General features: G+C 61.0%; 22 protein-coding genes. 13 read left to right on the plus strand and 9 right to left on the minus strand.

Going from position 1 to position 25,698, the window contains the following annotated elements:
• Positions 1-24: 24 nt before the first annotated feature.
• Together AC07W4_RS16720 and AC07W4_RS16725 are read right to left on the minus strand one after the other, a co-directional pair.
• Positions 25-1,026, minus strand: coding sequence for a FecR family protein (locus AC07W4_RS16720; protein WP_495033162.1), 1,002 nt, complete (start codon positions 1,024-1,026; stop codon positions 25-27).
• A gap of 215 nt (positions 1,027-1,241) precedes the next feature.
• Positions 1,242-6,086, minus strand: coding sequence for a dermonecrotic toxin domain-containing protein (locus tag AC07W4_RS16725; protein WP_495033163.1), 4,845 nt, complete (start codon positions 6,084-6,086; stop codon positions 1,242-1,244).
• 234 nt (positions 6,087-6,320) lie between these two features.
• On the opposite strand from AC07W4_RS16725, the gene AC07W4_RS16730 reads away from it, so the two are divergent.
• Entirely contained in the window at positions 6,321-7,361 is a 1,041-nt protein-coding gene (locus AC07W4_RS16730; protein ID WP_495033164.1) for an Ldh family oxidoreductase, read from the plus strand.
• 135 nt (positions 7,362-7,496) lie between these two features.
• Here AC07W4_RS16730 and AC07W4_RS16735 read toward each other — a convergent pair whose 3' ends face one another.
• Positions 7,497-7,814 (minus strand): ElaB/YgaM/YqjD family protein, encoded by a 318-nt coding sequence (locus AC07W4_RS16735; RefSeq protein ID WP_495033165.1) that lies wholly within the window; start codon positions 7,812-7,814, stop codon positions 7,497-7,499.
• A gap of 163 nt (positions 7,815-7,977) precedes the next feature.
• Between AC07W4_RS16735 and AC07W4_RS16740 the strand changes: the two genes are divergently transcribed.
• Positions 7,978-8,229, plus strand: coding sequence for a hypothetical protein (locus AC07W4_RS16740; protein WP_007983592.1), 252 nt, complete (start codon positions 7,978-7,980; stop codon positions 8,227-8,229).
• Between the two features lie 107 nt (positions 8,230-8,336).
• Here the strand turns inward: AC07W4_RS16740 and AC07W4_RS16745 are convergent, their stop codons facing one another.
• The gene (locus AC07W4_RS16745; RefSeq protein ID WP_495033166.1) at positions 8,337-9,245 is read right to left on the minus strand and encodes a LysR family transcriptional regulator; all 909 of its coding nucleotides are present in this window, start codon (positions 9,243-9,245) and stop codon (positions 8,337-8,339) included.
• Positions 9,246-9,329: 84 nt separating this feature from the next.
• Here AC07W4_RS16745 and AC07W4_RS16750 point away from each other — a divergent pair, with 84 nt between their 5' ends.
• From AC07W4_RS16750 to AC07W4_RS16775, 6 genes are all read left to right on the plus strand, one after another.
• On the plus strand, positions 9,330-10,253 hold the full coding sequence (locus AC07W4_RS16750) for a carbon-nitrogen hydrolase family protein (RefSeq protein ID WP_495033167.1): 924 nt from the start codon (positions 9,330-9,332) through the stop codon (positions 10,251-10,253).
• Between the two features lie 136 nt (positions 10,254-10,389).
• Entirely contained in the window at positions 10,390-12,054 is a 1,665-nt protein-coding gene (locus AC07W4_RS16755) for an AMP-binding protein (protein WP_495033168.1), read from the plus strand.
• Between the two features lie 16 nt (positions 12,055-12,070).
• On the plus strand, positions 12,071-12,832 hold the full coding sequence (locus tag AC07W4_RS16760) for an SDR family NAD(P)-dependent oxidoreductase (RefSeq protein ID WP_032829944.1): 762 nt from the start codon (positions 12,071-12,073) through the stop codon (positions 12,830-12,832).
• Between the two features lie 12 nt (positions 12,833-12,844).
• Positions 12,845-14,038, plus strand: a complete 1,194-nt coding sequence (locus AC07W4_RS16765) for an acetyl-CoA C-acyltransferase (RefSeq protein ID WP_495033169.1) — start codon at positions 12,845-12,847, stop codon at positions 14,036-14,038.
• A 141-nt stretch (positions 14,039-14,179) separates the two neighbouring features.
• The gene (locus tag AC07W4_RS16770) at positions 14,180-15,307 is read left to right on the plus strand and encodes an acyl-CoA dehydrogenase (protein ID WP_495033170.1); all 1,128 of its coding nucleotides are present in this window, start codon (positions 14,180-14,182) and stop codon (positions 15,305-15,307) included.
• A gap of 15 nt (positions 15,308-15,322) precedes the next feature.
• Positions 15,323-16,111 carry an enoyl-CoA hydratase gene (locus AC07W4_RS16775; RefSeq protein WP_495033171.1) on the plus strand — a complete coding sequence of 263 codons (789 nt, stop codon included), beginning with the start codon at positions 15,323-15,325 and terminating at the stop codon, positions 16,109-16,111.
• A gap of 116 nt (positions 16,112-16,227) precedes the next feature.
• Here AC07W4_RS16775 and AC07W4_RS16780 read toward each other — a convergent pair whose 3' ends face one another.
• From AC07W4_RS16780 to AC07W4_RS16790, 3 genes are all read right to left on the minus strand, one after another.
• Positions 16,228-17,379, minus strand: a complete 1,152-nt coding sequence (locus AC07W4_RS16780) for an acyl-CoA dehydrogenase family protein (protein WP_008053756.1) — start codon at positions 17,377-17,379, stop codon at positions 16,228-16,230.
• A gap of 3 nt (positions 17,380-17,382) precedes the next feature.
• Positions 17,383-18,489 carry an enoyl-CoA hydratase/isomerase family protein gene (locus tag AC07W4_RS16785; protein ID WP_495033172.1) on the minus strand — a complete coding sequence of 369 codons (1,107 nt, stop codon included), beginning with the start codon at positions 18,487-18,489 and terminating at the stop codon, positions 17,383-17,385.
• A 164-nt stretch (positions 18,490-18,653) separates the two neighbouring features.
• Positions 18,654-19,547 carry a LysR family transcriptional regulator gene (locus tag AC07W4_RS16790; protein ID WP_008053752.1) on the minus strand — a complete coding sequence of 298 codons (894 nt, stop codon included), beginning with the start codon at positions 19,545-19,547 and terminating at the stop codon, positions 18,654-18,656.
• A 101-nt stretch (positions 19,548-19,648) separates the two neighbouring features.
• Between AC07W4_RS16790 and AC07W4_RS16795 the strand changes: the two genes are divergently transcribed.
• Together AC07W4_RS16795 and speB are read left to right on the plus strand one after the other, a co-directional pair.
• Positions 19,649-20,740: a polyamine ABC transporter substrate-binding protein gene (locus AC07W4_RS16795; RefSeq protein WP_495033173.1), complete on the plus strand. Its 1,092-nt coding sequence runs from the start codon at positions 19,649-19,651 to the stop codon at positions 20,738-20,740.
• A 20-nt stretch (positions 20,741-20,760) separates the two neighbouring features.
• Positions 20,761-21,720 (plus strand): agmatinase, encoded by a 960-nt coding sequence (gene speB / locus AC07W4_RS16800; RefSeq protein WP_495033174.1) that lies wholly within the window; start codon positions 20,761-20,763, stop codon positions 21,718-21,720.
• A 115-nt stretch (positions 21,721-21,835) separates the two neighbouring features.
• On the opposite strand, the gene AC07W4_RS16805 is transcribed toward speB, so the two are convergent.
• The gene (locus tag AC07W4_RS16805; RefSeq protein ID WP_495033175.1) at positions 21,836-22,888 is read right to left on the minus strand and encodes an aldo/keto reductase; all 1,053 of its coding nucleotides are present in this window, start codon (positions 22,886-22,888) and stop codon (positions 21,836-21,838) included.
• Positions 22,889-23,047: 159 nt separating this feature from the next.
• Here AC07W4_RS16805 and zapE point away from each other — a divergent pair, with 159 nt between their 5' ends.
• The 3 genes from zapE (at position 23,048) to AC07W4_RS16820 (ending at position 25,373) form a co-directional block, all read left to right on the plus strand.
• The gene (gene zapE, locus AC07W4_RS16810) at positions 23,048-24,166 is read left to right on the plus strand and encodes a cell division protein ZapE (RefSeq protein WP_495033176.1); all 1,119 of its coding nucleotides are present in this window, start codon (positions 23,048-23,050) and stop codon (positions 24,164-24,166) included.
• Positions 24,167-24,181: 15 nt separating this feature from the next.
• Complete coding sequence (locus AC07W4_RS16815; RefSeq protein ID WP_008053743.1) at positions 24,182-24,763, plus strand: DinB family protein; 582 nt, start codon at positions 24,182-24,184, stop codon at positions 24,761-24,763.
• A gap of 118 nt (positions 24,764-24,881) precedes the next feature.
• On the plus strand, positions 24,882-25,373 hold the full coding sequence (locus AC07W4_RS16820; protein ID WP_008053742.1) for a GNAT family N-acetyltransferase: 492 nt from the start codon (positions 24,882-24,884) through the stop codon (positions 25,371-25,373).
• Positions 25,374-25,454: 81 nt separating this feature from the next.
• On the opposite strand, the gene AC07W4_RS16825 is transcribed toward AC07W4_RS16820, so the two are convergent.
• Positions 25,455-25,664 carry a hypothetical protein gene (locus AC07W4_RS16825; protein ID WP_008053741.1) on the minus strand — a complete coding sequence of 70 codons (210 nt, stop codon included), beginning with the start codon at positions 25,662-25,664 and terminating at the stop codon, positions 25,455-25,457.
• Positions 25,665-25,698: the final 34 nt, after the last annotated feature.

Raw genomic sequence — 25,698 nt, forward strand, 5'->3', positions numbered from 1 at the left:
GCACCTCGCAAGGGTGACGGCCTTTTAGCTTTTCGGGTTCTTCTGTGGAATCGCGTTGACCACCAGATTGCCGTTCTGGTTGCGGGTCAGGTAGACCGGCAGGACCCGCGGCAAGGATTTCACCAGGCCGTTGATCTCCTTGATGTTGTAGATGCCGCCGATATGGATCGAGCCGGTGCTGTTGTCGGCCACCATCAAGGGTTTGTCCAGGTAACGGTTGATCAGCGGCAGCGCATCGCTGAGCGCCAGATCGTCGAGCACCAGTTTGCCCTGGCGCCAGGCCAGCGAGCTGTCATTGTCATAGGTCTGGCTGATGCGGGGGATGAAGTCGCCGTGGCGATAACTGGCCTGCATCGCCGGGTCAAGGCGCAAGCCGTCGCCTTGCAGGTCGGCGTTGCTGCTCACCAGTACCGAACCCTCGATCAGGTTGACCTTGACCTGGTCTTCATACATCCAGACGTTGAATTGGGTGCCGGTCACGCGAATCCGGCCTTCAGCGGCCTTGACCACGAAGGGGTGGCGAGTGTCATGGCTGACACTGAAGAAGGCTTCGCCTTTTTTCAGCGTGACTTGCCGATGATCCTTGTAGTTGCTGTAGGTCAGTTCGCTGCCCAGGTTCAGTTCCACCTGGCTGCCGTCTTTCAAGGTGACCGTTCGAACATTGTCGGTCGCTTCGAAATGTTGGTATGCGTTCGGTACCCAGCCCAGGTGCCAGCCGCCATATCCGGCCAAGGGCAGTGCCAGGGCACATATCGCCGCGGCGATACCCAGGCGTCGCCACGGGTTTTGCGGTTGAGTACGAACCAGCGGCACGACGGGCGCGGGATGGGGCAGGTCGCCGGCGACTTCCCAGATCTCCAGCATCGCTTCGTACTCGAAGGCATGGAGCGGGTGCGCATCACGCCACTGCTCGAACGCCTGGCGCTCTTGCTCGGTGCAATCACTGGCGTGCAGGCGCATGCACCAATGCGCAGCGGCATCGGTGACGGCGTCGTATTCGGCTTCCGAGAGCGTGTGTTCGGTCATTGGCTCATCCTGATTTCGTGCATTCTAACCTTGGGGGAAGTCTGCGAGAACATCAGCCATGGCATTTAACTATCAATGTGCAGTTCTTTTTCAACGACTTGCCTCTGGAACACTTGTTGTCGGGTAGCAGTATCCATAGGACGAGTGAAAAAAAGATCAAAATACGCGCCGCTGTACCGCGCAGATCCGCTGATCTGCGCGGTGTTACGTCGGGATCAGGTTTCAGGGGGCGAAGTGACGGGCACCGGGTCCAGTTGCCGGCCCATTTCGCAGATCAGAAACGCGATAGAGTCGGCATTGTGCAAAATGACATCGGTTCGGAACTTCGGATCCTGCACGTTTAAAAAAGCTTCCCGTGCCTTATCCATGGTCTTGCTGCCCGTTAGTTTCAGGATGGCCTTGCCGACGTGATAAGAACCCGGAATCGAATCCAGGCTGACCCACGTTTGCAGAGCACTGTTCCAGCGTGCGAACAGTTCCTCCTGCGGCGTTTCCATCGACAAGGCTTCTCGCTGGAAGTCCAGCTGTGACTGTTTCATAGCGGCGCCATAGGCGGTGATCGGCGCTACCAGATCGCTGAACGGTCGCCTGGCCTCAAGGGTTGCAATGTCCACGGCCCCGGAAAACAAATGAGCGAACTCGTGTATCAGCGTAGCGGCCTGGCTATGGCCGTCGACGTTGAAGGGCTGGGTTAAACAGGATTTGTACCAGTCGAGTTGCTGATCGAAGAATCGTTCCGTGAAGTGCACATTGCGCTGTTGATCCTTGTCCAGGACAAACGCGATGAGATTGTCATTCGGGTTCCGGCTTGAGCCCACGATAAAGCGTTGCGAGTTCATCCAGTCTTCATCGGGATCGACCAGCGCGTTGCAGATGGGAACGATGGCCTGTTTGATTTTGTCGAGCAGCCCTTGGTCGATCCGCCCAACGCCAAAAAAACCTTTAAGGAACGTATCCAGCCGTGTACCCGGGAGAAATTTGCGTAGCTGCACCATATTGTGGAGGCTGTTGAACGCGTAATAGCGAGCCATGTCGATGGCCTGCACAATCATCCGGGCTTTTTCGGGATGTTTTGCGCGGATTTCTTCCATCCCCCGGGCCTCGATGGTCAGCACATCCCTGGCAACAAGGGCGTTGGCAAACTGATTGTGCATTTTCGAAAGGGATTTGCCGAAGTGGACAGTGTGGGTATCCGGGTCGATCAGCAGTTGCTTGTCAGATGCTGCCCGTAACACGGGGCCTTCTTCTGCGCCCTTGACCATTCGCCAAACCGCCCCGGTCTTGTTCACGCCGTACACCTTGCCGGCAATGGCGGCGAAGGTCTTCTGGCTGGCCGCTTCGAGGTAGGTGCCGTCAGTGCGGCTTTTCGTCAGATCTTTCAGTTCGACCGTGGTTTCGAACGGTTGCAGCCGCGTACGCAGCGCGGCTGTCGACCGAACCTGCGACCAGGGTTGCGCAATCGCGGGGGTGGCAACCGGTTGAGCAACCGCTTCACCGGTTGCCTGGGCGGTGTCGGTCCATCCTTCAAACGATAACCGGCCCAATGACACGAGTTGCGCGGCACCGGCAATAAAGTTCCGTAATGCCGTACCCCAGTGATGGTCCTGAAGGGCTTCGGCCGAATTTCGGGCGTCCTTGAAGGCCTGCCAAAGAAATTGCCCATACGCGAGTTTGCCCGGCAGCAGGGCTGAAATGCGATCAATGCCCGAGCCGAACAGGTGTTTGACAGCCTCCCAGTCCGACTGACCGGCAGCGTGTGACTGGCTGGCGAGCAACTGCGCCAGCAGTTGGGTGTTGTCATGGAAAAAGCGGGTGAGCAGGTTGCCGTCGATGGGGCTGGACGCGAGGGTGATTTCGCTCGACTGGCCGACGGTGGACCCGAACAGGTTACGAAACACTGTTTGCTCACGGTCCGGCAGGCGACGAATCAACATGTCCTGCAATGGCCCCGGCGTGTTGAGCGCCGCGACAACGCTCGCCTCATTGTCGAACTCGACAAACGGTGAGCCGCCGGGGTGGTAAGGGGCGTAGAGGATTTGCGGGCCTGTCTTGCCACTGCCGGGGCCAATCAGGTACAGACCCAGCGCCTTGACGGCAGCGGCACCGGTTGTCTTGATCAGCTCCAGTGGCCGGGCAATCGCGTGCGCACCCTGCACGGCCGCCCGGGCGATGGCGTCCGGCATGTCCAGCACCTGCCCAAGCAAATCGAAAGCTCCGTCGGACAGCCGTTGCTGCAGCTTCAGTTGGTGGGCGTGTTGCAGCAGTTGCCAGGGCAGTTGTTTGACGAAGCGCAACATTCGGCTTTCGACGCCAGCCGTTTGATTCGACAAGCTGTCCGTGACCTGTTTGGCGTAGTTCTGCGCAATGCCCAGTGACAGTAACAGTTGACGGACCGCCGCCTGGTCCAACCCCGCGGGCAAGGCTTGAGAGGTTGCCGAGCTGACGTTGAACCCTGTGCCTTGCGCAACGTTGACATGGTTCAAGGCGAACTCAGTGAGGCTCCGGGCGGGGCCAGCCAGGGTCAGGTCGGGGGTGATTTCGATGTCGTCGGGGTCCAGCGCTTTCGCGGGGAAGCGGCTGCCGAGCAACGACGTCAGCGTTTCATGCACGTACGATTTAAGGGGTTTGATCCCGTGCAAGTAGTCTTTGTCCTCATCAACGTTGTTGCGGTATTGCTCCAGCAGTTCAAGGTGCAGTCGCTGGTCTTCCAGCGGTGCCATGCCAAGCCAGGCGGGCAGGGCCTGCTGCCGGCTGATTGCCCGGGAAATCGAGGTGGCTCTTTGCAGGTTGGTGTTGAAGACCGTCGTGGTCAGGGCTTTCAGGGCTTTTTTCTGCTTCGTGTCGTTCAGTTCGAAGGTGCGCACGTGTTCGCAGCGAGCCAGAAAATGCTCGATGGACGATTGCGCGACGTGCTCCAGTACAGACCCTTCGATCAGCCGCAGCGGACCCAGTGAGTAGCGTTGGTGAAAGACGCGCTGGGCCGGGGTGAGGTTTTCCAGCAGCGCCAGGCGATGTCGTGGGTCGAGCAGGCGGCGGTTCAGTTCCAGCCGTGCACGACTGATGGTGTCAAACACTTCCAGGCCCTCGGCGGGTGTCCACAGGATCGTCCGCCCGGAATGCGAGGGATCGAGCCCGCCACGCTCAGTCAAGATCAAACAATGGGCCAGGGGCAGGACATCCCTCTGACCGGAGCACGCCAGGGTCAACGAGTAGACATCAGGACGGAAACCCTTGAGTGACCGACGATTTTGTCGGCCGGCCTGATCCGGGTTGAAAACGGTTTCAACAATGGCCCGATCCGCGTCCCGCAGTGTCGCGCCAAGCCCGCGAACACTGGCTTCGCCACGTATGCCGACGGAAAGCGCATGGGCCAGGCGGGGTTTCATGTTTTCCAGATAAACCCGCTGCAAGGCCAGCGAAGCGAGCGGTTGTGCTGCAAAGTCTGCCTTGATCAGTGTTTCGATGTCGCTGAAGGTCTTGACGAAAGCTGCCGCCGTATCGGCCAGCACCATGGAGGGAAGCTGATCGCCGGACAGTACTGGCCGGGTGCTCCAGCGTCCGTCGGCATCCAGCGTCAGCAAGCGTTCGCCGATCATCGAGCGGATATCCAGCGCCTTGTCGAACAGGGCGTGGATGTCCACGGCGCCGTCACTGTGACGGAACACCTGCAGGGCATATTCGATGTTCTGCAGTTGCTTGGTGACGATCGCGTCGAAGAGCTTGTTGAAGATCGCGCCGGAAATCACTTCCCCGCTCACATTCGGCCGATCAAAACCGATGAAGCGTTGGCGTTCGTCCAGGCTCAGCAGGCCATAGAGCTCATCCTCGTGACCGGCCGCGCTGAACTTGCTCAGCACGGTATCGCACAAGTCCTGATAGTCCTTGAGCACCTGCAGGCCTTCGGTGGGCGTGTAGAGAAACGCATCACTGGCGCTGACCATCAGGGAACCGGCCAACTCGACATAGTTGGCCTGGTACTCCCACAGACGCACGGTTTCGACCGCCATTGACTGGTTCGTTCGGCTGGTTGGCGAGATCAACACGTGCAAGTCCTGGCTTTGCTCCGGGGTGATGATCCCGGCTTCGCGCTTGAGCAGCAGTTGCACTTGCGCCTGAGCGGCGATGGCGCGGCCGAAGTACTCGCGACGCGATGCGCCATCGGCACTCGCCGTCGCCCAGAAACCATCGAGCTGCCCGACCAACAGGCTGATCAGTGTGCGCGAGAGCGTCGTGACCGCGGCTTCCCAGTGTGGCTGGTCGGCGTTTGCCGGGGACTTTTTCGGATGGGAAAATTCATGGGACTGCCCGGACGGCCAACACTGATGGCGATAGTGCAGGAGTACGGCGTCACTCAGGGACAAAGAGTTGACCCAGCGCCGCGTCGGACGGCTTTCATCGTCGTCCTCTTGCGTTGTTGCCTGATAGAAATTCACCCGGGTCTGGCGCTGATCCAGACCGGGGAAAGACAAAGCCAGCTGTTTACCCAGCCATGCATCGAGCAGCGACTTCAGGGACGGCAGTGCTTTGAGTTCGTCGAGCAGGGCCTGGTTGTTGATCTGCTGTTGGGTGGAGAGGGTATTGCGCTGGTCCTCGAACACGTCACCATCGATGGTTTGAAAGTCCAGCCCGATGTCGGCGGCGTCCGCCACGGCCTTGCGTGAAGATAACGCCATGAAGGCCAGCAGATCGTCTTCTTCGCTGGCCGCCTTGAGTTGAGTCACAAGGTGTAGGGTCAGGGCCGAACGGTCAGCGAACTTTTTTATTCCCGTGTAGGGGGTATAGAGAATCAGGCCATTGTCATCGGGCGTCGCGGTCAGCAAAAAACTGCCGGCCAGCACTACAGGTTCCTGGCCAGGGATTTTCAGCAGGATTCTTTTCGCGAGCATGGGCGGCTTCTGCTGATCGCGCAGTGCCTGGCTGGCCAGTTCGATTTGGCTGAACCATTCGAAGTCCTTTAGCGTCAGCCCGTGGGTTTTGCCCAGTTCTCTCCAGAGGCCGCGCAACGTCAGCGCCTCAGGGAAAAACAGCGGAGTTACGGGTACAGGTACAGGTGTAGACATCGTCGAGTCTCGTTCAAGGTGCCACTCAAAGGCGCCTGTGGGTTGAGCATCGAGACTAAAAGCCGGTGCGTTGACGCAGGTGGTAAATAGATAACGCACGGGTAGTGGGCATTCGTGACACGGATATACATCATCGACCCTGAGCGAAAGGTTGACAGGTCACTCGCCGCGCGTTGTTAATCGGCGGGTCTTTGTACGCTGTTGTTCCCTCCAATAATCATTCTGGAGCTTCAGATGTCTGCGCCACACGATCACGCCTCTACTGCGGTCTCGTCACACCTGTCATTCGAAGCGCTGAGCGCTTTGCTGGAGAAGATTTTTCTGCGTCACGGCACGTCGGCCGAGGTTGCCCGGGTGCTGGCGCCAAACTGCGCCGGTGCCGAGCGCGACGGCGCGCACAGTCACGGGGTGTTTCGCATTCCGGGTTATGTTTCGACGCTGCAAAGCGGCTGGGTCAATGGCCAGGCGGTTCCGGTGGTCGAAGATGTGGCTTCAGGTTTTGTGCGGGTCGACGCCAACAACGGTTTTGCGCAACCGGCCCTGGCGGCGGCACGCGAACTACTGGTGCAAAAGGCCCGAAGTGCCGGCATCGCGGTGCTGGCGATCCGTAACTCACACCATTTCGCGGCCTTGTGGCCGGATGTCGAACCCTTCGCCGATGAAGGCCTCGTGGCATTAAGCGTGGTCAACAGCATGACCTGCGTGGTGCCCCACGGTGCCGACCGGCCGTTGTTCGGCACCAACCCGATTGCCTTCGCTGCGCCACGGGCCGATGGCGGGCCGATTGTCTTCGACCTGGCCACCAGTGCCATTGCCCATGGCGACGTGCAAATTGCCGCTCGCGAAGGCAAGCGCTTGCCGGAAGGGATGGGCGTGGACAGCCTCGGTCAGCCGACCACGGACCCGAAGGCGATTCTCGAAGGTGGTGCGTTGCTGCCTTTCGGCGGACACAAGGGCTCGGCGTTGTCGATGATGGTCGAGTTGCTCGCGGCGGCACTGACTGGCGGCAATTTTTCCTTCGAGTTCGACTGGAAGAACCACCCTGGCGCCAAGACCCCCTGGACTGGCCAGTTGCTGATCGTGATCGATCCGGCCAAAGCGGCGGGGCAAAGTTTTGCCGAGCGCAGCCAGGAACTGGTGCGGCAAATGCACGGTGTTGGCTTGAAGCGTTTGCCGGGTGACCGGCGTCATCATCAGCGCGCGAAGTCACAGGCCAATGGCATTGAGCTGGATGCCAAGACGCTGGCGAACCTGCGGGAGCTGGCGGGGGACTGATCCTCTCGGCAGGTGCGATAGAACCTGTGGGAGCGGGCTTGCTCGCGAAAGCGTCGTGTCAGCCAATATCCAAGTTGCTGACACACCGCCTTCGCGAGCAAGCCCGCTCCCACAAGGTTCAGTGTTTGCCAGTGCTCAGCGACGGCCCAGCAACAATCCCACCACCAGGCCAAACCCGGCGGAAATCGCCACGGTTTGCCATGGATGCCCGCCGATATAGGTTTCAGTGGCCTCGACCGCAGGCAAGGTCCGGTCGCGCACGCTGCTCACCGAATCCCTGGCCTGCTGGAGTTTCAGGGCGATTTGTCCGTGAAGGGTTTCCGCTTCTTCCCCGACCAGCGAGGCACTGCTTTTCAGCAGTTTTTCCGACTCTTCGATCAGCGACTGAAGTTCGCTGAAGACTTGATCCTTGATTTGATCTTCGGTGGCTTGCGCGGCGGTTTTGCGGGCCATTGAAGTACTCCTTGCAGGTAAGTGGACAGTGACCAATGGAGTCTGCTGTCGTCGGAAAAGTTGCAGCTATTTTGCCCGAGGAGGTCATGTTGCTGAAAACCGGCGCAGGACCTTTCGTCCTACAGTGTAAGATGTCGCCAATTTTACGCAGCAGGAAATTCCCATGAGCTTCAATCTGGCCGACAAACCCCTTGCCGAGCGCGCTGCGCTTGAAGACGAGAAATCCCGTCTGTTCGAACTCTGGCAAAACAACCTGGGCAAAGCCAAGGGCGAGGCCGCGCGGTTGTTCGGCGAACGGGCCAAGCGCAAAGGCAAGTGGGCAGAATGGGTGCGCGCCGAACTGGACGGCATGTCGCCCCCGGAATTCGCCAACATGGTGCGCAGTGAAGTCAATCGCCTGATGGCGGCCAAGTAGGAGCTGCCGAAGGCTGCGAACTTTTGATCTTGATCTTGTTGCCCAGCCGCCGCCGAAAAGAAAACAGCAAACAGCAAACAGCAAAAGATCGCAGCCTGCGGCAGCTCCTACGAGAAAGCGGCGACAATCGCCTCGCGCACTTTCAACAATACCGGGTCAAGCTGGGTGCTGGTCCGCCAGCCCAGTTCGATCGGGTAGCGCGGCAAGGCCAGGGGGCAGGGCAGCAGCGCCAGCCCGCTGAGCGTTGCGATGCTTTGGGCGGCATGGGCCGGAATGGTCGCCACCGCCCGGCTGCCTTTGAGCAAATGGGGCAACGCGGCAAAATGCGTGGTCGAGGCGCACACCCGTCGACTCAGCCCCAGCGCCGCCAATCCCTCATCGGTAATGCCGATAAAACCGCCGGACGACACCAGAATGTGTTCGCGGGCCACAAACTCCTCAAGACTGATGTTCTGCTGGCCCTCCACCAGGCTCAACGGGTCCGCCAGGCACAGATAGCCACCTTCCCCCAGCACCTGACGGCTGAGCAACCGCTCGGCAAACCCGCCCGCGGCAATCGCCAGGTCAATGCTTCGTTCCATTAGCGCCTGGGCGACGATCTGGCTGTGGGTCTGGCGGAAAATCAGCCGCAGCTTCGGCGCGCTTCGGGCAATTTCTTCGATCAACCGCCGGCCGTAGGCAATTTCGAAATCATCCGACATTCCTACGGTGACCGAGCGGCCTTCGTACTGTTGCGCAGCCGGATCGACCATCGCCAGGCTCTGCCGGCATTTATTCAGCGCATCGCTGACCACCGGTTTGAGCTGGTTGGCCTTGAGCGAGGGGGCCAGGCCACGTCCGGTGCGCACGAACAACTGATCGCCATACAGCTCGCGCAACCGACGCAAGGCCGCGCTGACGGCCGATTGCGTCACGCCCAGGCGCAATGCGGCACGGCTGGCGCTGGACTCTTCGTGCAGCGCTTCGAAGACTTTGAGCAGGTTGAGGTCGACGTCGGTGATATTCATTTGGCTCATATCATTCAGCAGTGAATCGGTCTTTATTGATGATCGCGTGACGCCGGAGAATGAGCAACACCTGACGCGAATGGAGTTTCCAAGATGGCCAAATCAATCGTTGCGGCCCTGCAGATCGGCGCCTTGCCAGGTGGCAAGGCTGAAACCCTGGAACAGATCCTGTCCTATGAAAACGCGATCATCGAATCCGGCGCCGGGTTGGTGGTGATGCCGGAAGCGCTGCTGGGTGGTTATCCCAAAGGCGAGGGCTTTGGCACTCAATTGGGTTATCGCTTGCCACAAGGGCGCGAAGCCTTTGCCCGCTATTTTGCCAATGCCATCGACGTACCCGGCGCGGAAACCGAGGCGCTGGCGGGGCTGTGCGCACGCACTGGAGCCAATCTGGTGATCGGTGTGATCGAGCGCTTCGGCAGCACTTTGTACTGCACCGCGCTGTACTTCGATCCGCAGGCGGGGCTGGTGGCCAAACACCGCAAACTGATGCCCACCGGCACCGAACGGCTGATCTGGGGCAAGGGCGATGGCTCGACCTTGCCGGTGATCGACAGCCAGGTCGGGCGCATCGGTGCGGTGGTGTGCTGGGAAAACATGATGCCGCTGCTGCGCACGGCGATGTACGCCAAGGGCGTGCAGGTGTGGTGCGCGCCGACCGTGGACGAGCGGGAAATGTGGCAGGTCAGCATGCGCCACATCGCCCATGAAGGGCGTTGCTTTGTGGTCAGCGCCTGTCAGGTCCAGGCATCGCCCCAGGACTTGGGGCTGGACATCGCCAACTGGCCGGCGCAGCGGCCGTTGATTGCCGGCGGCAGCGTGATCGTAGGACCCATGGGCGACATCCTTGCCGGGCCGTTGCGCGACAGCGCCGGGCTGCTTACCGCGCAAATCGACACGGACGACCTGGTACGCGCCCGCTACGACTATGACGTGGTCGGCCACTATGCCCGGCCGGATGTGTTCGAGCTGACCGTGGACGAGCGCGCCAAACCCGGGGTGCGCTTCACCTCCTGATGTCCTGCGGGCTTTGGCCAAAGCAGTCAGACAACTTGATAACTTTGACCATTGCCCGACACCCCGCGCAGAGCGAGTATTTCCCTGTTGATTACGGTTCCCCCAACCTAATAAGAAACACAGAGGGATTCTGGCAATGCGCGATTACTTGTCTGCTACTTCTCAGTTCAACTATCAGCACACCGTCGATGCCGCGCTCGCGGGCAACCTGACGGCCGTCAACGCCTGTGTCGAATGCTGTGACCGACATGCCTTGCCGGGCCGCATCGCGCTGTTCTGGGAAGGACGCGACGGCACCAGTGCGACGTACACCTTCACCGACTTGCAGGACAAGGCCGCGCGTTTCGCCAACTACCTGCTGGCCCAGGGCGTGAAAAAAGGCGACAAGGTCGCCGGCCTGTTGCCACGCAATATCGAACTCTTGATCACCGTGTTCGCCACTTGGCGCATCGGCGCGGTGTATCAACCGCTGTTTACCGCGTTCGGCCCCAAAGCCATCGAGCACCGCTTGGGCAGCTCTGGCGCCAAGGTTGTGGTGACCGATGCCGTGAACCGGCCGAAACTCGCCGAAGTCGCCGATTGTCCGACCACGGTGACCGTCACCGGTGCCAAAGGGCAGGGCCTGGTGCGTGGCGATTTCAGTTTCTGGGCCGAACTGGCCAATTATTCCGCCGACTGTGAACCGGTGCTGCTGACCGGCGAAGACCCGTTCCTGCTGATGTTCACCTCGGGCACCACCGGCCCGTCGAAAGCGCTGTCGGTGCCGCTCAAGGCCATCGTTGCGTTCCAGGGCTACACCCGCGATGCGGTGGATCTGCGCCCGGAAGACGCCTTCTGGAACGTCGCCGACCCGGGTTGGGCCTACGGTATTTATTTCGGTGTCACGGGGCCGATGGCCATGGGTCATCCGATCACCTTTTACGATGGCCCGTTCACCCTCGAAAGCACCTGCCGGGTGATCAACAAGTACGGGATCACCAACCTCACCGGTTCGCCGACGGCCTACCGTTTGCTGATTGCCGGTGGTGATGAATTCGCCAGATCGATCAAGGGCAAGCTGCGTATCGTCAGCAGCGCCGGCGAGCCGCTGAACCCGGAAGTGATCCGCTGGTTTGCCGACAACCTCGGTGTGGTCATCCACGACCATTACGGTCAGACCGAGCTGGGCATGGTGCTGTGCAACCACCACGGCCTGGAACACCCGATTCATATGGGCGCCGCCGGTTTCGCCTCGCCGGGCCACCGCATCGTGGTGCTGGATGACGACTATGAAGAGCTGGGTGTCGGCCAGCCCGGCATCCTCGCCATCGACCGCAGCCAATCGCCGATGTGCTGGTTCGCCGGCTACGAGGGCGGGCCGACCAAGGCCTTTGTCGGCAACTACTATCTGAGTGGCGACACCGTGGAGTGGAACCCGGACGGCAGCATCAGCTTCGTCGGTCGCAGCGATGACGTGATCACCACCTCCGGCTACAGGGTCGGTCCCTTCGACGTGGAAAGTGCGCTGATCGAACACCCGGCGGTGGTCGAGGCCGCCGTGGTCGGCAAGCCCGATCCGGAGCGCACAGAGCTGGTGAAGGCGTTCGTCGTGCTCAGCCCGCAATACCGCGCTGCCCCTGAGTTGGCCGAAGAGCTGCGCCAGCACGTGCGCAAGCGTCTGGCGGCGCACTCGTACCCCCGTGAAGTCGAATTTGTCAGCGAATTGCCGAAAACCCCCAGCGGCAAATTGCAGCGCTTTATCTTGCGCAACCAGGAGATCGCCAAGGCTCAAGAGGCCGCGGCGAAGAACGTTCCAGCTTGAATCCAGGGAAACAATGATGCAGATCCAGAACAAGATTTTTATCGTCACCGGCGGCGCTTCCGGCCTCGGTGCCGCGACTGCCGAGGTGCTCGTTGCCGCTGGCGCGAAAGTGATGCTGGTGGACATGAACGCTGAAGCCGTTGCAGCTCAGGCCCAGCGCCTTGGCGCGCAAAGCGTGGTGGCGGACATCAGCGACGAAGCGGCGGCCGAAGCGGCCGTTCAGGCGACGGTCAAGGCTTTCGGTGGCCTCAACGGTCTGGTCAATTGCGCCGGCATCGTGCGTGGCGAGAAGATTCTCGGCAAGAACGGTCCGCACTTGCTGGCCAGTTTCAGCCAGGTGATCAACGTCAATCTGATCGGCAGCTTCAACATGCTGCGCCTTGCGGCAGCGGCGATTGCCGAGACCGAAGCGGACGCCGATGGCGAGCGTGGCGTGATTATCAACACCGCATCTGCCGCGGCTTACGACGGTCAGATCGGCCAGGCGGCTTACTCGGCGTCCAAGGGTGCGATTGTCAGCCTGACCTTGCCGGCGGCTCGTGAGCTGGCGCGTTTCGGCATCCGTGTGATGACCATCGCCCCGGGTATTTTCGAAACGCCGATGATGGCCGGCATGACCCAGGAAGTCCGCGATTCCCTGGCCGCCGGCGTGCCGTTCCCGCCACGTCTGGGCAAACCGGCCGAGTACGCCGGGCTGGTCAGGCATATCATTGAAAACAGCATGCTCAATGGCGAGGTGATCCGTCTCGACGGTGCCTTGCGCATGGCCGCCAAGTAAGGAGGATTTGTCATGACAATGTCCAACGATCCAATTGTTATCGTCAGCGCCGTCCGCACCCCGATGGGCGGCTTCCAGGGCGAACTGAAAAGCCTGACCGCGCCGCAACTCGGTGCTGCCGCCATCAAGGCCGCGGTTGAACGTGCCGGTGTTGCCAGTGAAAGCGTCGATGAAGTGCTGTTTGGCTGCGTACTGCCGGCTGGCCTCGGCCAGGCCCCTGCGCGTCAGGCGGCGCTGGGTGCCGGGCTGGATAAATCGACCCGCTGCACCACCCTGAACAAGATGTGCGGTTCGGGCATGGAGGCGGCGATTCTGGCCCACGACATGCTGGTGGCCGGCAGTGCCGACGTGGTGGTCGCCGGTGGCATGGAAAGCATGTCCAACGCGCCTTACCTGCTGGACCGCGCCCGCGCCGGCTACCGCATGGGCCATGGCCGGGTGCAGGACTCGATGTTCCTTGACGGCCTCGAAGACGCCTACGACAAGGGCCGCCTGATGGGTACCTTCGCCGAAGACTGCGCCGAAACCAACGGCTTCAGCCGTGAAGCCCAGGATGCGTTCGCCATCGCCTCGACCACCCGCGCGCAGCAGGCGATCAAGGACGGTAGCTTCAAGGACGAAATCGTCCCGCTGACCGTGACGGTCGGCAAAGAGCAGGTGGTGATCAGCAATGACGAGCAGCCACCAAAAGCCAGGCTGGACAAGATCGCTTCGTTGAAGCCGGCGTTCCGCGAGGGTGGCAGCGTGACGGCGGCCAACTCCAGTTCGATCTCCGACGGTGCCGCCGCGCTGGTGCTGATGCGCCAGTCCCAGGCACAGAAGCAAGGCCTGAAACCCTTGGCGGTGATCCATGGTCACGCGGCGTTCGCCGACACCCCGGGCCTGTTCCCGGTGGCGCCAATCGGTGCAATCAAGAAATTGATGAAAAAAACCGGCTGGTCGCTCAATGACGTCGATCTGGTGGAAGTCAACGAAGCCTTCGCCGTGGTCGGCATGGCCGCGATGACTCATCTGGAAATCCCCCACGAGAAGCTCAACGTGCACGGCGGTGCTTGCGCCCTCGGTCACCCGATCGGCGCGTCCGGCGCGCGGATTCTGGTGACTTTGCTCTCGGCCCTGCGCCAGAAAGGCTTGAAGCGTGGCGTTGCAGCGATTTGTATCGGCGGCGGTGAAGCGACGGCCATGGCCGTGGAATGCCTCTACTGAAACTGACGCCAATCCCATGTGGGAGCGGGCTTGCTCGCGAAGAGACCGTGTCAGTCGACATCTTTGTTGAATGACACACCCCTTTCGCGAGCAAGCCCGCTCCCACAGGGACTCGCATTTAGATTGATTCAAGGATTCACCATGATCCCCAATGACGACCAACAACAAATCCGCGACATGGCCCGGGACTTTGCCCAGGAACGGCTGAAGCCGTTCGCCGCCGAGTGGGACCGCGAGCACCGCTTCCCCAAGGAAGCCATCGGCGAGATGGCCGGGCTGGGCTTCTTCGGCATGCTGGTGCCGGAGCAGTGGGGCGGTTGCGACACCGGTTACCTGGCCTACGCCATGGCGCTCGAAGAAATCGCCGCCGGCGATGGCGCCTGCTCGACCATCATGAGCGTGCACAACTCCGTGGGCTGTGTGCCGATCCTCAACTACGGCACCGATGAGCAGAAGGAGCGCTTCCTCAAACCGCTGGCCAGCGGCGCGATGCTCGGCGCTTTCGCCCTGACCGAACCCCAGGCCGGTTCCGACGCCAGCGGCCTGAAAACCCGTGCCCGCCTGGAAGGTGATCATTACGTGCTCAACGGTTGCAAGCAGTTCATCACGTCCGGGCAGAATGCCGGTGTGGTGATCGTGTTTGCGGTGACCGATCCGAACGCCGGCAAGCGGGGCATCAGCGCGTTTATCGTGCCGACCGATTCGCCGGGCTACACCGTCGCAAGGGTCGAAGACAAGCTCGGCCAGCATGCGTCCGACACCTGCCAGATTCTCTTCGAAGACGTGAAAGTCCCGGTGGCCAACCGTTTGGGCGAGGAGGGCGAAGGGTACAGGATTGCCCTGGCCAACCTTGAAGGCGGTCGTGTCGGCATCGCTTCGCAATCGGTGGGCATGGCCCGCGCCGCGTTCGAAGCGGCGCGCGATTACGCTCGTGAGCGCCAGAGCTTCGGCAAGCCGATCATCGAGCACCAGGCCGTGGCCTTCCGTCTGGCGGACATGGCCACCCAGATCGCCGTGGCGCGGCAAATGGTGCACTACGCCGCCGCCCTTCGTGACAGTGGCAAGCCGGCGCTGGTCGAGGCGTCGATGGCCAAACTGTTCGCCTCGGAAATGGCCGAGAAGGTATGCTCCTCGGCGCTGCAAACCCTGGGCGGTTACGGTTACCTCAACGATTTCCCGCTGGAACGGATCTACCGCGATGTGCGGGTCTGCCAGATCTACGAAGGCACCAGCGATATTCAACGCATGGTCATTTCACGCAATTTATAAGAAGGAGTCCGCCCTGTGAGCGACAAAGAGCAGAACTACGAAACGATTTTGCAGGAAACCCACGGCCGCGTTGGCCTGATCACCCTCAACCGTCCACAAGCGCTGAATGCGTTGAACGCGCAGATCGTCAGTGAGCTGAACCAGGCCCTCGATGGCTTCGAGGCTGACTCGAACATCGGCTGCATCGTCCTGACCGGTTCGAAAAAAGCCTTCGCCGCCGGTGCCGACATCAAGGAAATGGCCGAGCTGACCTATCCGCAGATCTACATCGACGATCTGTTCAACGATAGCGATCGCGTGGCCAACCGCCGCAAGCCGATCATCGCGGCGGTCAACGGTTTCGCTTTGGGCGGTGGCTGCGAACTGGCGCTGATGTGCGACTTCATTCTGGCCGGCGACAACGCCCGATTCGGCCAGCCGGAAATCAATCTCGGCGTGCTGCCGGGCATGGGCGGCACCCAGCGCCTGACCCGTGCCGTGGGCAAGGCCAAGGCCATGGAAATGTGCCTGAGCGGGCGCCTGATCGATGCCGTGGAAGCAGAGCGTTGCGGGATTGTCGCGCGTATCGTGCCGAGCGATGAACTGCTGGATGAAGCGCTGAAAGTCGCGGCATTGATCGCCAAAAAATCGTTGCCGATTGCAATGATGGTCAAGGAAAGCGTCAACCGTGCCTTCGAAGTGAGCCTGGCCGAAGGCGTGCGCTTTGAGCGCCGGGTGTTCCATGCGGCGTTTGCGACACAGGATCAGAAGGAAGGGATGGCGGCGTTTATTGCCAAGCGTGAGGCTGAGTTCCAAGGCAAGTAATGCGGCGTCTTTGCTGACGCCTTCGCGAGCAAGCCCGCTCCCACAAAGGGATCTCATAAACGCCGGGATCCAATGTGGGAGCGGGCTTGCTCGCGAAGCTTTTGATTTTTACCGAGTCAAACCAGGTAATTCTTCAGTTCACGGGCAATCACCATCCGCTGAATCTCGCTCGACCCTTCGTAGATCTGCGTGATCCGCGCATCGCGGTAGTACTTCTCCACCGGATAGTCTTCCAGGTAGCCATAGCCGCCATGAATCTGAATCGCGGACGAGCAGACCTTTTCCGCCATTTCAGAAGCAAACAGCTTGGCCTGTGAAGCCTCCGACAGGCAGGGCTTGCCGGCCGTGCGCAGGCGCGCGGCGTGCAGGATCAGCAACCGCGCGGCGTTCAACTGCATGTGCATGTCGGCCAGCAAATTGGCGATGCTCTGGTGTTCATTGATCGTTTTGCCAAACTGCACACGATCACGGGAATAGGCCAGTGCCGCTTCGAATGCCGCGCGGGCGATGCCCAGCGCCTGGGCGGCGATGCCGATGCGGCCGCCTTCGAGGTTGGACAAGGCGATGGCCAGGCCCTTGCCGCGTTCGCCGAGCAAATTGGCCTCGGGGATGCTGCAGTTGTTCAGGGTGACGGCGCAGGTATCGGAAGCACGGATGCCCATCTTGTGTTCGGTGCGGTCGACGATAAAACCGGCAGTGTCGGTCGGCACCAGGAACGCCGAGATGCCACGTTTGCCCAAGTCCGGATCGGTCACGGCAAACACGATCGCCAGCTTCGCTCGCTTGCCATTGCTGACGAATTGTTTGGCACCGTTGATCACCCACTGGCCGTCGCGCAGTTCGGCGCGGGTGCGCAGGTTGTGCGCCTCGGAACCGGCCTGGGGCTCGGTCAGGCAGAAGCAGCCGATGACCTGGCCGCTGGCAAGGTCCGCCAGCCAGGTCTGTTTCTGCTCTTCGCTGCCGTAGTTCAGCACAGGCCCGCAGCCGACGGAGTTGTGGATGCTCATGAAGGCGCCGGTAGCACCGTCGCCGGCGGAAATCTCTTCCACCGCCAGGGCGTAGGCCACGTAGTCGACATAGGTACCGCCCCATTCCTCGGGGACCACCATGCCCAGCAAGCCCAGTTCGCCCATCTTCGCCACCAGACCGTCATCGATCCAGCCGGCCTTTTCCCAAGCCTGGGCATGGGGCGCGATTTCGCCGCGGGCAAAATCCCGGGCCATGTCGCGGATCATGACTTGTTCTTCGCTCAATTCGATATCGTGCATGGCTCAGCTCTCGCTCTGGTCAAACTCGCTGAAGAAGCTCGCCACGTGTTCGGCGTCCAGCGCCTGAAGGGTGGGCGGGTTCCAGCGCGGTGTCTTGTCTTTGTCGATCAGCAAGGCGCGCACGCCTTCGATCAGGTCGCCGCGCTCGAACCACTGGCGGTCCAGGTGCAGCTCTAGGGCGAAACATTGTTCCAGCGGCAACTCGCGTCCGCGACGGAGCATTTCCAGGGTCACGGCCATGGCCAGCGGCGAGCGGGTTTCCAGCAGGTCGGCGGTGGTGACGGCCCACTCATGGCTGTCGGCGACCGTTACCTGGCGTAGTTGCTCCACAATACTCGGCACGTCGGGTTGGGCGAAGAAGTGGTCGATGGCCGGGCGCAAAGTCGCCAGTGGCGCATCAGGCAGTTGCTGCACGCCGAGTTTTGCCAGCAGGCTTTGCAGATCCTTGAGTGGTGTGTCGTGCCATTGGAGCTGGTCGAGTTTTTCGTCCAGCGTGCCCAGCTTGTCGCTTTCGAGGTACCAGTCGGCCAGGCCGCAATACAGCGCATCGGCGGCGCGAATCTGTACGCCGCTGACGCCGAGGTAAATCCCCAGTTCACCGGGGATGCGCGGCAGGAAGTAACTGCCGCCGACGTCCGGGAAATAGCCGATACCGACTTCCGGCATGGCCAGGCGGCTTTTCTCGGTGACCACCCGCAGGTCCGCGCCTTGCACCAGGCCCATGCCGCCGCCGAGGACAAAACCGTCCATCAGGGCCAGCACCGGTTTGCGGTAGTGGTGGATCGCAAGATCCAGGGCGTATTCCTCGACGAAGAAATCTTCGTGCAGGGTGTCGCCGCTTTTGAAGCTGTCATGCAGCGAGCGAATGTCGCCGCCGGCGCAGAAGGCTTTTTCGCCTGCACCGCGCAGGACCACGGCATGGACTTGCGGATCCTGGGACCAGGCGTCGAGCTGGCGGTGCAGGTTGCGCACCATGTCGAGGGTGAGGGCATTGAGGCCCGCGGGGCGGTTGAGGGTCAGATGACCGATGTGGTTGCGAACCTCGGCCAGCACTTCGTTCTGCATGGCATCCAGGGACAGCGCCCCCTTCGATGAAACCTGAGCAGTCATCACTAACTCCCTGCTTTTATTGTTCTTTATCGAGATGCTCGCGCGCGAGCGATGGCGGATCGTAACAGTGCAAATTTGCCTTGTACAACCCGGATAAGTGCAGGTTATCTGCGCATTTTTGCATGTTGATGTCCGATATTGTTACAGCGTAGACCAAGGCGAAATCAGGCAAACGCCGCGAGCAGATCCTCTTCGAAGGCGTTCTGCGCATCGCCGGCCACCTGTGCCCGGTGCCGGGCCAGATGAAACGCGACATCGAAACTCATGTCGTCTCGGCGCACGGCCCTGAGTAAACCCTTGTCTTCCCAACCACGGGCGAAGTGGTTGGGCAAGTAACCGACATGCTTGCCGGAAAGGATGAAGGCGAGGGTGCCTTCGACTTGTTCGGAGCGCGCCGAACACAACTTGCCCTGGAAAGGTTCGTCACTGCGCAGGAAACGGTAGGGGTGATCGACCCGGTCGCAGGCCTGCAGATCCTGATCGTTGGGGGCCGGGTTGGTGAACAGCGGATGGCCGGGGGCGCAATACAGATGCTGGGTTTCAATGAACAATTGGCGGTAGTCAAACGCGCTTTGCACTTGCGAGAAATAGCCGATGGCCAGGTCCAGTCGTTGTTGCAGCAGCAAGCGCTCCATTTCACCGGGCATGGCGCTGATCAGTTCGATGCGCACTGACTCGTCCCGCTCACGGAAGCGCCGGATCGCCTCGGCTACCCGTTGCAGCACCGATTGATCCAGGGCTTCGGACAGACCCAGGCGCACTTCGCCGATCAGGCGCCCGGCCACGCCGTTGGATTGATGACGGAAGGCTTCGATGGACTGGAACAATCCACGGGTGGCGCTGAGCAGTTGTTCGCCCTTGGGCGTGACCCTGAACCCTCCCTTGCCGCGACTGCACAAGCGATAGCCAAGGCGCGTTTCCAGCTTGGCCATTTGCTGGCTGATGCTTGACTGGCTCAACCCCAAATCGCCCTGGGCGGCACTGAAGCCGCCGCACTCCACCACGCTGACAAACAGACGCAACAATTGCAGATCCAGATCATGCAGTTGGCCGAGCATCAAACATTACTCCGTCATAAAGTCAGGTTAATTAACTTGATATTTCACCAATGTATCCGACGACGCATCCTGCAACCACTTCCTCCGGTCAGGTGTTCGTCATGGCTCCCATGTTCAAGCTGTGTTTACCCGCGCTGTTTCTAGCCATGGCCGCATCGGCCCAGGCCGAAGACAAGGTGGTCAATCTGTACAGTTGGGCCGATTACGTCGCCCCCGAAACCCTGCAACGGTTCGAGCAGGAAACCGGCATTCATGTGCGCTATGACACCTTTGATTCTTCGGAAGTGCTGGAGACCAAGTTGCTCACGGGCGGCAGCGGTTATGACGTGGTGGTGCCATCCTCCAGCGTGCTGGCCCGGGGTCTTGCGGCCGGGGCGTTGAAACCGATTCCCCACGAAGGCCTCAAGGGTTACGCCAACCTCGATCCGGACTTGCTGGAAAAACTCGCCGCCGTCGATCCGGGCAACCGTTACGGCGTGCCTTACACCTGGGGCACCCTGGGTTTGGGCATGAACGTCGAGGCGATCAAGCAACGCTTGCCGGATGCACCGCTCAACAGCCTGGATATGCTGTTCAAGCCCGAGTACGCGAGCAAGTTGAAGGACTGCGGCATCGCCATTCTCGACTCGCCCCAGGAGGTAATCGGACTGGCGTTGCACTACCTGGGTAAAGATCCCTACAGCACGGACAAGAACGATCTGTCAGCCGCCGAGGCGTTGCTGCATCAGTTACAGCCGAATGTGCTGTACGTCGCCACCGGACGGCAGATCAGCGACCTGGCCAATGGCAGCGTGTGCCTGGCGCTGACCTACAACGGCGACGCGAGCATGGCCGCCGATCAGGCACGCAAGGCCAACAAACCCTATGAAATTGCCTACCGCATTCCCAAGGAAGGCACCCTCGTATGGCAGGACAACCTGGCGATTCCCAAGGACGCGCCGCACCCCGAAGCCGCCCGTGCCTTTATCGAGTTCATGTTGCGCCCCGAGTCCGTGGCGGCACTGACCAACACCTTGTTCTTCGCCACCGCCAACCAGGCCGCCACGCCGCTGGTGGATGAAGCGGTGCGCACAGATCCGGACATCTACCCTCTGGCTGACGTGCGGGAGCGGCTGTACGCCGACCGCAGCATGGGCCTCAAGGACATGCGCCAGCGCACCCGCCTGTGGACCACTTTCCGTAGCCGCCAATAAGAAAAGAGAAGGAGCCTTCAATGGACGTCCCGATGCAGAACGATCAAGCCCTTACCCGTGACAGCCTGTACGGCACGGCCGCCGAAAGTACCTACGCCGGCATTACCAGTTTCATGCGTCGCCGTTACAGTCGTGACCTGCGAGGCGTTGATGTGGCTGTCAGTGGCGTACCGTTCGACACCGCCACCAGCAACCGCCCCGGCGCACGCTTCGGGCCACGGGGCATTCGCGCCGCCTCGGCCGGGATCGCCTGGGAACGGCACTGGCCGTGGACGTTTGACCCGTTCGATCACCTGGCGGTCATCGACTACGGCGATTGCGACTTCGATTACGGCTCGCCGCAGTCGACACCGGAATGCATAGAGGCTCACGCCGAGCGCATCCTCAATGCCGGCGCTGCGATGCTGACGTTCGGCGGCGATCACTTCATCACCTATCCACTGCTCAAGGCCCATGCCCGCAAGCACGGGGCGTTGTCGCTGATTCACTTCGACGCCCATAGCGACACCTGGCCGGACGAAGAGGGCAAGCGCATCGACCACGGCACCATGTTCTGGCACGCGGCCAGGGAAGGGCTGGTGGATCCGTCGCGCTCGGTGCAAATCGGCTTGCGCACCACCAATGACGATCATCAGGGCTTTCAAGTGCTGGACGCACGGCAAGTGCATCGCCGTGGCTGCGAAGCGATTGTCGAGGCGATTCGCGCGCGGGTCGGCGATAACCCGGTGTACCTGACCTTCGACATCGACTGCCTCGATCCGGCATTCGCTCCTGGCACCGGAACACCGGTGTGCGGCGGCTTGAGCACGGTGCAGGCGCTGGAGATCCTCGGCGGGCTGCGCGGAATCAATCTGGTGGGCATGGACGTGGTGGAAGTGGCTCCGGCCTATGACAGTGCGGAGATCACGTCACTGGCGGCGGCGACATTGGCGATGGAGATGCTGTGTCTGTATGCGGCCAGACATAAGGTCGATCGGTAAACGCTGAACCCCTGTGGGAGCGGGCTTGCTCGCGAAAGCGGTGTGTCAGTCAACAATAATGTCGACTGACCAGACGCCTTCGCGAGCAAGCCCGCTCCCACAGGTTTGATTGGTGTCAGGCCACTGGAATGATCGGCAGGTCGAGGATCCGGCCACCGCTAAACCGCGCGACCGAACCGGCAATGGATTCGTGCGGCACGCCTTTGGCCACGTCACTGACGCCGTCCAGTCGTGCCAGTTGTTCGGTGCTCAATTGCACATTCAGCGCGCCCAACGTGGCGTCCAGTTGCTCCCGGGTCCGGGAACCGAGGATCGGAATCAGCGCCGTGGACGAACGCTTGGCCTTTTCCCGCAGCCAGGCAATCGCCACGTGGGTCGGGCTGGCGTCCAGTTCTGCGGCGACATCGATCAAAGTGTCGAGCAGGGCGGTTTCCCGGGCGCTTTTTTCGGCGTGGATCAGCACACCGAGCTTGTTCGCGCGATTGTCACCCTCACTGTTGCGATACTTACCGGTGAGAAAGCCGCCACCCAGCGGCGACCACAAGGTCGCGGCCAGGCCCAGGGCTTGGGCCATCGGAAGTTGTTCACGCTCAGCGGTGCGTTCGGCGAGGCTGTACTCGACCTGGATCGCGGCAATCGGTGCAAAACCACGTACCTCGGCCAGCAGGTCGGCACGGGCGATGCGCCACGCGGGGAAGTTCGACAGCCCGGCGTAATGAATCTTGCCGGCACTGACCAGATCGTCGAAGCCGCGCAGGATCTCTTCCATAGGCGTGACGCCGTCGCTCATATGGGCCCAGAACAGGTCGATATGCTCGGTCTTCAGCCGTTTAAGGCTCTCTTCGACGGCGCGCACCATGTTCTTGCGGCTGTTGCCAGTGTGGGAAATGCCGGCCGCCGGTGTAGTCCCGAGGGTGTATTTGGTGGCGATGACCAGGCGATCCCGTTCAGCGGCGATGAATTCGCTGAGCATGGCTTCGGACTGCCCGCCCTGATAACCATTGGCGGTATCGATGAAGTTGCCGCCGGCTTCCAGGTAGCCATCAAACATGCGCCTGGCTTCGTCACGCTCGGCGCCATGGCCCCAGCCGGTACCGAAATTACCGGCGCCCAGCGCCAGTTCGGAAACACGCAAGCCGGTTTTACGACCGAAAACTTTGTAATGCATGGGATGGCTCCAGAGGGATGGCGACAAGATTTAATAGATTTCAATAAACATCTATTAAATATGATGGTAATAATCTAATGCGTCAAGGCGCTTTCCCTTCCTGCATTAATTCGCCGATCACTGGTCGCGCTATCGATACGCAATGGCATACTGCCGCCCATGACTATCGAATCCCCCTTGAGCGCCTGGCAGCATGCCATCGAACAAAAGGGCTTTGTCCAGGACGAGGCTCAGGAACATGCCGTGTGGGCTCTGCAAAAGTGCCACGAGGCGCTGTACGAAGGCCGCGCGCCCATTTCCGGCGTGTACCTGTGGGGGCCGGTGGGGCGGGGCAAGACCTGGTTGATGGACCAGTTCTACCAAAGCCTGCGGGTACCGGCGCGGCGCCAGCACTTTCACCACTTCATGGGCTGGGTGCACCAGCGCTCGTTTCAACTGACCGGCACCGCCGATCCGCTCAAGGCGCTGGCCCGTGAACTGGCCGAAGAAGTGCGGGTGCTGTGTTTCGATGAGCTGTTCGTCAATGACATCGGCGACGCGATCATTCTCGGGCGCCTGTTCCAGGTGATGTTCGAACAGGGCGTGGTGGTGGTCTGCACGTCCAATCTGCCGCCGGACCAGTTGTACGCCGACGGCTTCAATCGCGACCGTTTCATGCCCGCCATCGCGGCGATCAAGCAGCATATGCAGGTGATTGCGGTGGATGGCGGGGAAGACCATCGCCTGCATCCGGGGGCGGGCTTGCAACGCTACTGGGTGGCCGAGCCCGGCAGGCCCGGCGCGCTGGATGAAGTGTTCCAGGTGTTGAGCGTCGGCCAGTCAATATCGTGCGACCCGATCCAGGTCGGCCACCGCTCCCTCGGGGTGGTCAAGGCCAGCCCGACGGTGCTCTGGACCCGTTACGCCGCGCTGTGCGAGCAACCCTTCGCGGCCATGGATTTCATCGCCCTGTGCGATACCTACGGCGCTATTCTGTTGAGTGACGTGCCCAACCTCAGCGCACAGAAACGCGCCGGGCGCATTGCCCGCGGCACCGAGGACGGTGTCGAGCGGGTGGACGCGGGGGATCGCGAGTTGCCGCAGTTGTCGGTGCATGACGACGGTGTGCGACGGTTCATTGCCCTGGTGGACGAGTGCTACGACCGCAAGGTGCCGCTGTACCTTGAAGCGCAAGTGCCCATGGCGTCGCTTTACACCGAGGGTTATCTGGAATTCCCGTTCCGCCGCACCCTCAGTCGATTGCAGGAAATGCAACTGCAGCGGTTTGCCGAAGTCTGATCGGGAGCAGCGAAGATGAATCAGCCCCTGTCGCACCATTTGCTGACCATGGCCTATCAAAACGCCTGGGCCAATCACCGACTGGCCAAGGCCTGGCGTCAGTTGAGCCCGCAGGAACTGAGCGCACCCCGGGTCAGTTTCTTCCCGACGATCCGCGCCACCCTCAACCACATCCTCACCTGTGACTGGTTCTATGTGGATGCTCTGGAGCGCGAACTGCGTGGCGACGACCCGCATCCCGATTGCCGGGTGTTTTTCAAGGAAGACGAGCCCTGTCTCGTAGCGACGGATCTCATTGGCGAACAGGCCCGCGTCGACCGCCGGCTGATCGCCTACTGTGAGCAGATGCGCGATGCCGACCTCGGCAAAATCGTGACCATCGCCCGGGACACCCCGCAATACGACAGTCGCTTGCGCCTGCTGTCCCATTTGTTTGAACACCAGATCCATCACCGCGGCCAGGTTCACGCCATGCTCAGCGGTACGTCGGTCAAGCCACCGCAACTCGACGAGTTTTTCTGCGCCGGTGAGTCGCACTTGCGCGCCGAGGACTTTGCCGAGCTGGGATGGACCGAAGCCTTGATCTGGGGCGCTTGAGCGCCAAAAGATTTCCTCGGTTGCGATTGTCGTCGGCACGGTGCTCGCGCTATGGTCAGCGCGCACTTCAGCGTGAAATACATGCTGGGGGCTACTTCATGTGTGATCGAGGATGGAAATGGACTCCGCAGAAATTCTTGTGCTTCAGGCCAGTTACACCAATCCGGTGCATGCCGAGGCTATTTGTCTGGTGTTGAACCACTACGCCGAGGACCCGATGGGGGGCGGCCAGCCGTTGCCGGCCAATGTACTGGAGCAACTCCCGGCAGAGCTTGCCCGGCGTCCCCACGCCTTCAGTGTGCTGGCCTTTGTCGGTGGCGAGCCGGCCGGGCTGGTCAATTGCTTCGAAGGGTTCTCGACCTTCGCCTGCCGGCCGCTGGTCAATGTGCACGATGTGTCGGTGGTGAAAAAATTTCGCGGCCTGGGCTTGAGCCAGAAGATGCTGCAAAAGGTCGAGGACATCGCCCGTCAGCGTGGCTGCTGCAAGCTCACGCTGGAAGTGCTGGAAGGCAATGCCGTGGCCCAGGGCTCCTATGAAAAAGCCGGTTTCGCCGCCGGCATGTTCGACCCGGCTCACGGGCGGATGCTGTTCTGGACCAAGAGCCTCTGATTCAACAGGCAAAAAAAGGGCGTCCATCAGGACGCCCGACAGTCTTGTGCGACCCTGGCGTCGCAGTCAAAAGACCATGGATCATTTCGGTCTGTAGGTTTCAGTCATTTGTGCGGTTTGATCGTCCGGAACCCGCAGCTCAGTGCTTTGGATAGGGTGGCCCAGGGCTTCTTGCTGGGCCAGTCGCAGGCTTTCGTAGTAATAGCGCATGCGTTCGGCTCCGCCTTCGGCAAAAGCGCTGGTTGAGCCCAAGGCCATCAGGCCGGCGAGAATCATTGCAGTGCGTTTCATGGTTTGCCTCCCACTACAGATGTCGGATGCCTTT

It is taken from the genome of Pseudomonas sp. GW821-FHT02A08, assembly GCF_059422045.1.

Coding starts and splice junctions, on each gene's coding strand:
- AC07W4_RS16745 (WP_495033166.1), bottom strand. CDS start 9,245: ATGAGCCAAATGAATATCACCGACGTCGACCTCAACCTGCTCAAAGTC.
- AC07W4_RS16785 (WP_495033172.1), bottom strand. CDS start 18,489: ATGACTGCTCAGGTTTCATCGAAGGGGGCGCTGTCCCTGGATGCCATG.
- AC07W4_RS16780 (WP_008053756.1), bottom strand. CDS start 17,379: ATGCACGATATCGAATTGAGCGAAGAACAAGTCATGATCCGCGACATG.
- AC07W4_RS16730 (WP_495033164.1), top strand. CDS start 6,321: ATGTCTGCGCCACACGATCACGCCTCTACTGCGGTCTCGTCACACCTG.
- AC07W4_RS16805 (WP_495033175.1), bottom strand. CDS start 22,888: ATGCATTACAAAGTTTTCGGTCGTAAAACCGGCTTGCGTGTTTCCGAA.
- AC07W4_RS16815 (WP_008053743.1), top strand. CDS start 24,182: ATGAATCAGCCCCTGTCGCACCATTTGCTGACCATGGCCTATCAAAAC.
- AC07W4_RS16825 (WP_008053741.1), bottom strand. CDS start 25,664: ATGAAACGCACTGCAATGATTCTCGCCGGCCTGATGGCCTTGGGCTCA.
- AC07W4_RS16820 (WP_008053742.1), top strand. CDS start 24,882: ATGGACTCCGCAGAAATTCTTGTGCTTCAGGCCAGTTACACCAATCCG.
- AC07W4_RS16735 (WP_495033165.1), bottom strand. CDS start 7,814: ATGGCCCGCAAAACCGCCGCGCAAGCCACCGAAGATCAAATCAAGGAT.
- AC07W4_RS16790 (WP_008053752.1), bottom strand. CDS start 19,547: ATGCTCGGCCAACTGCATGATCTGGATCTGCAATTGTTGCGTCTGTTT.
- AC07W4_RS16760 (WP_032829944.1), top strand. CDS start 12,071: ATGCAGATCCAGAACAAGATTTTTATCGTCACCGGCGGCGCTTCCGGC.
- speB (WP_495033174.1), top strand. CDS start 20,761: ATGGACGTCCCGATGCAGAACGATCAAGCCCTTACCCGTGACAGCCTG.
- AC07W4_RS16770 (WP_495033170.1), top strand. CDS start 14,180: ATGATCCCCAATGACGACCAACAACAAATCCGCGACATGGCCCGGGAC.
- zapE (WP_495033176.1), top strand. CDS start 23,048: ATGACTATCGAATCCCCCTTGAGCGCCTGGCAGCATGCCATCGAACAA.
- AC07W4_RS16725 (WP_495033163.1), bottom strand. CDS start 6,086: ATGTCTACACCTGTACCTGTACCCGTAACTCCGCTGTTTTTCCCTGAG.
- AC07W4_RS16720 (WP_495033162.1), bottom strand. CDS start 1,026: ATGACCGAACACACGCTCTCGGAAGCCGAATACGACGCCGTCACCGAT.
- AC07W4_RS16795 (WP_495033173.1), top strand. CDS start 19,649: ATGGCTCCCATGTTCAAGCTGTGTTTACCCGCGCTGTTTCTAGCCATG.
- AC07W4_RS16765 (WP_495033169.1), top strand. CDS start 12,845: ATGACAATGTCCAACGATCCAATTGTTATCGTCAGCGCCGTCCGCACC.
- AC07W4_RS16740 (WP_007983592.1), top strand. CDS start 7,978: ATGAGCTTCAATCTGGCCGACAAACCCCTTGCCGAGCGCGCTGCGCTT.
- AC07W4_RS16755 (WP_495033168.1), top strand. CDS start 10,390: ATGCGCGATTACTTGTCTGCTACTTCTCAGTTCAACTATCAGCACACC.
- AC07W4_RS16750 (WP_495033167.1), top strand. CDS start 9,330: ATGGCCAAATCAATCGTTGCGGCCCTGCAGATCGGCGCCTTGCCAGGT.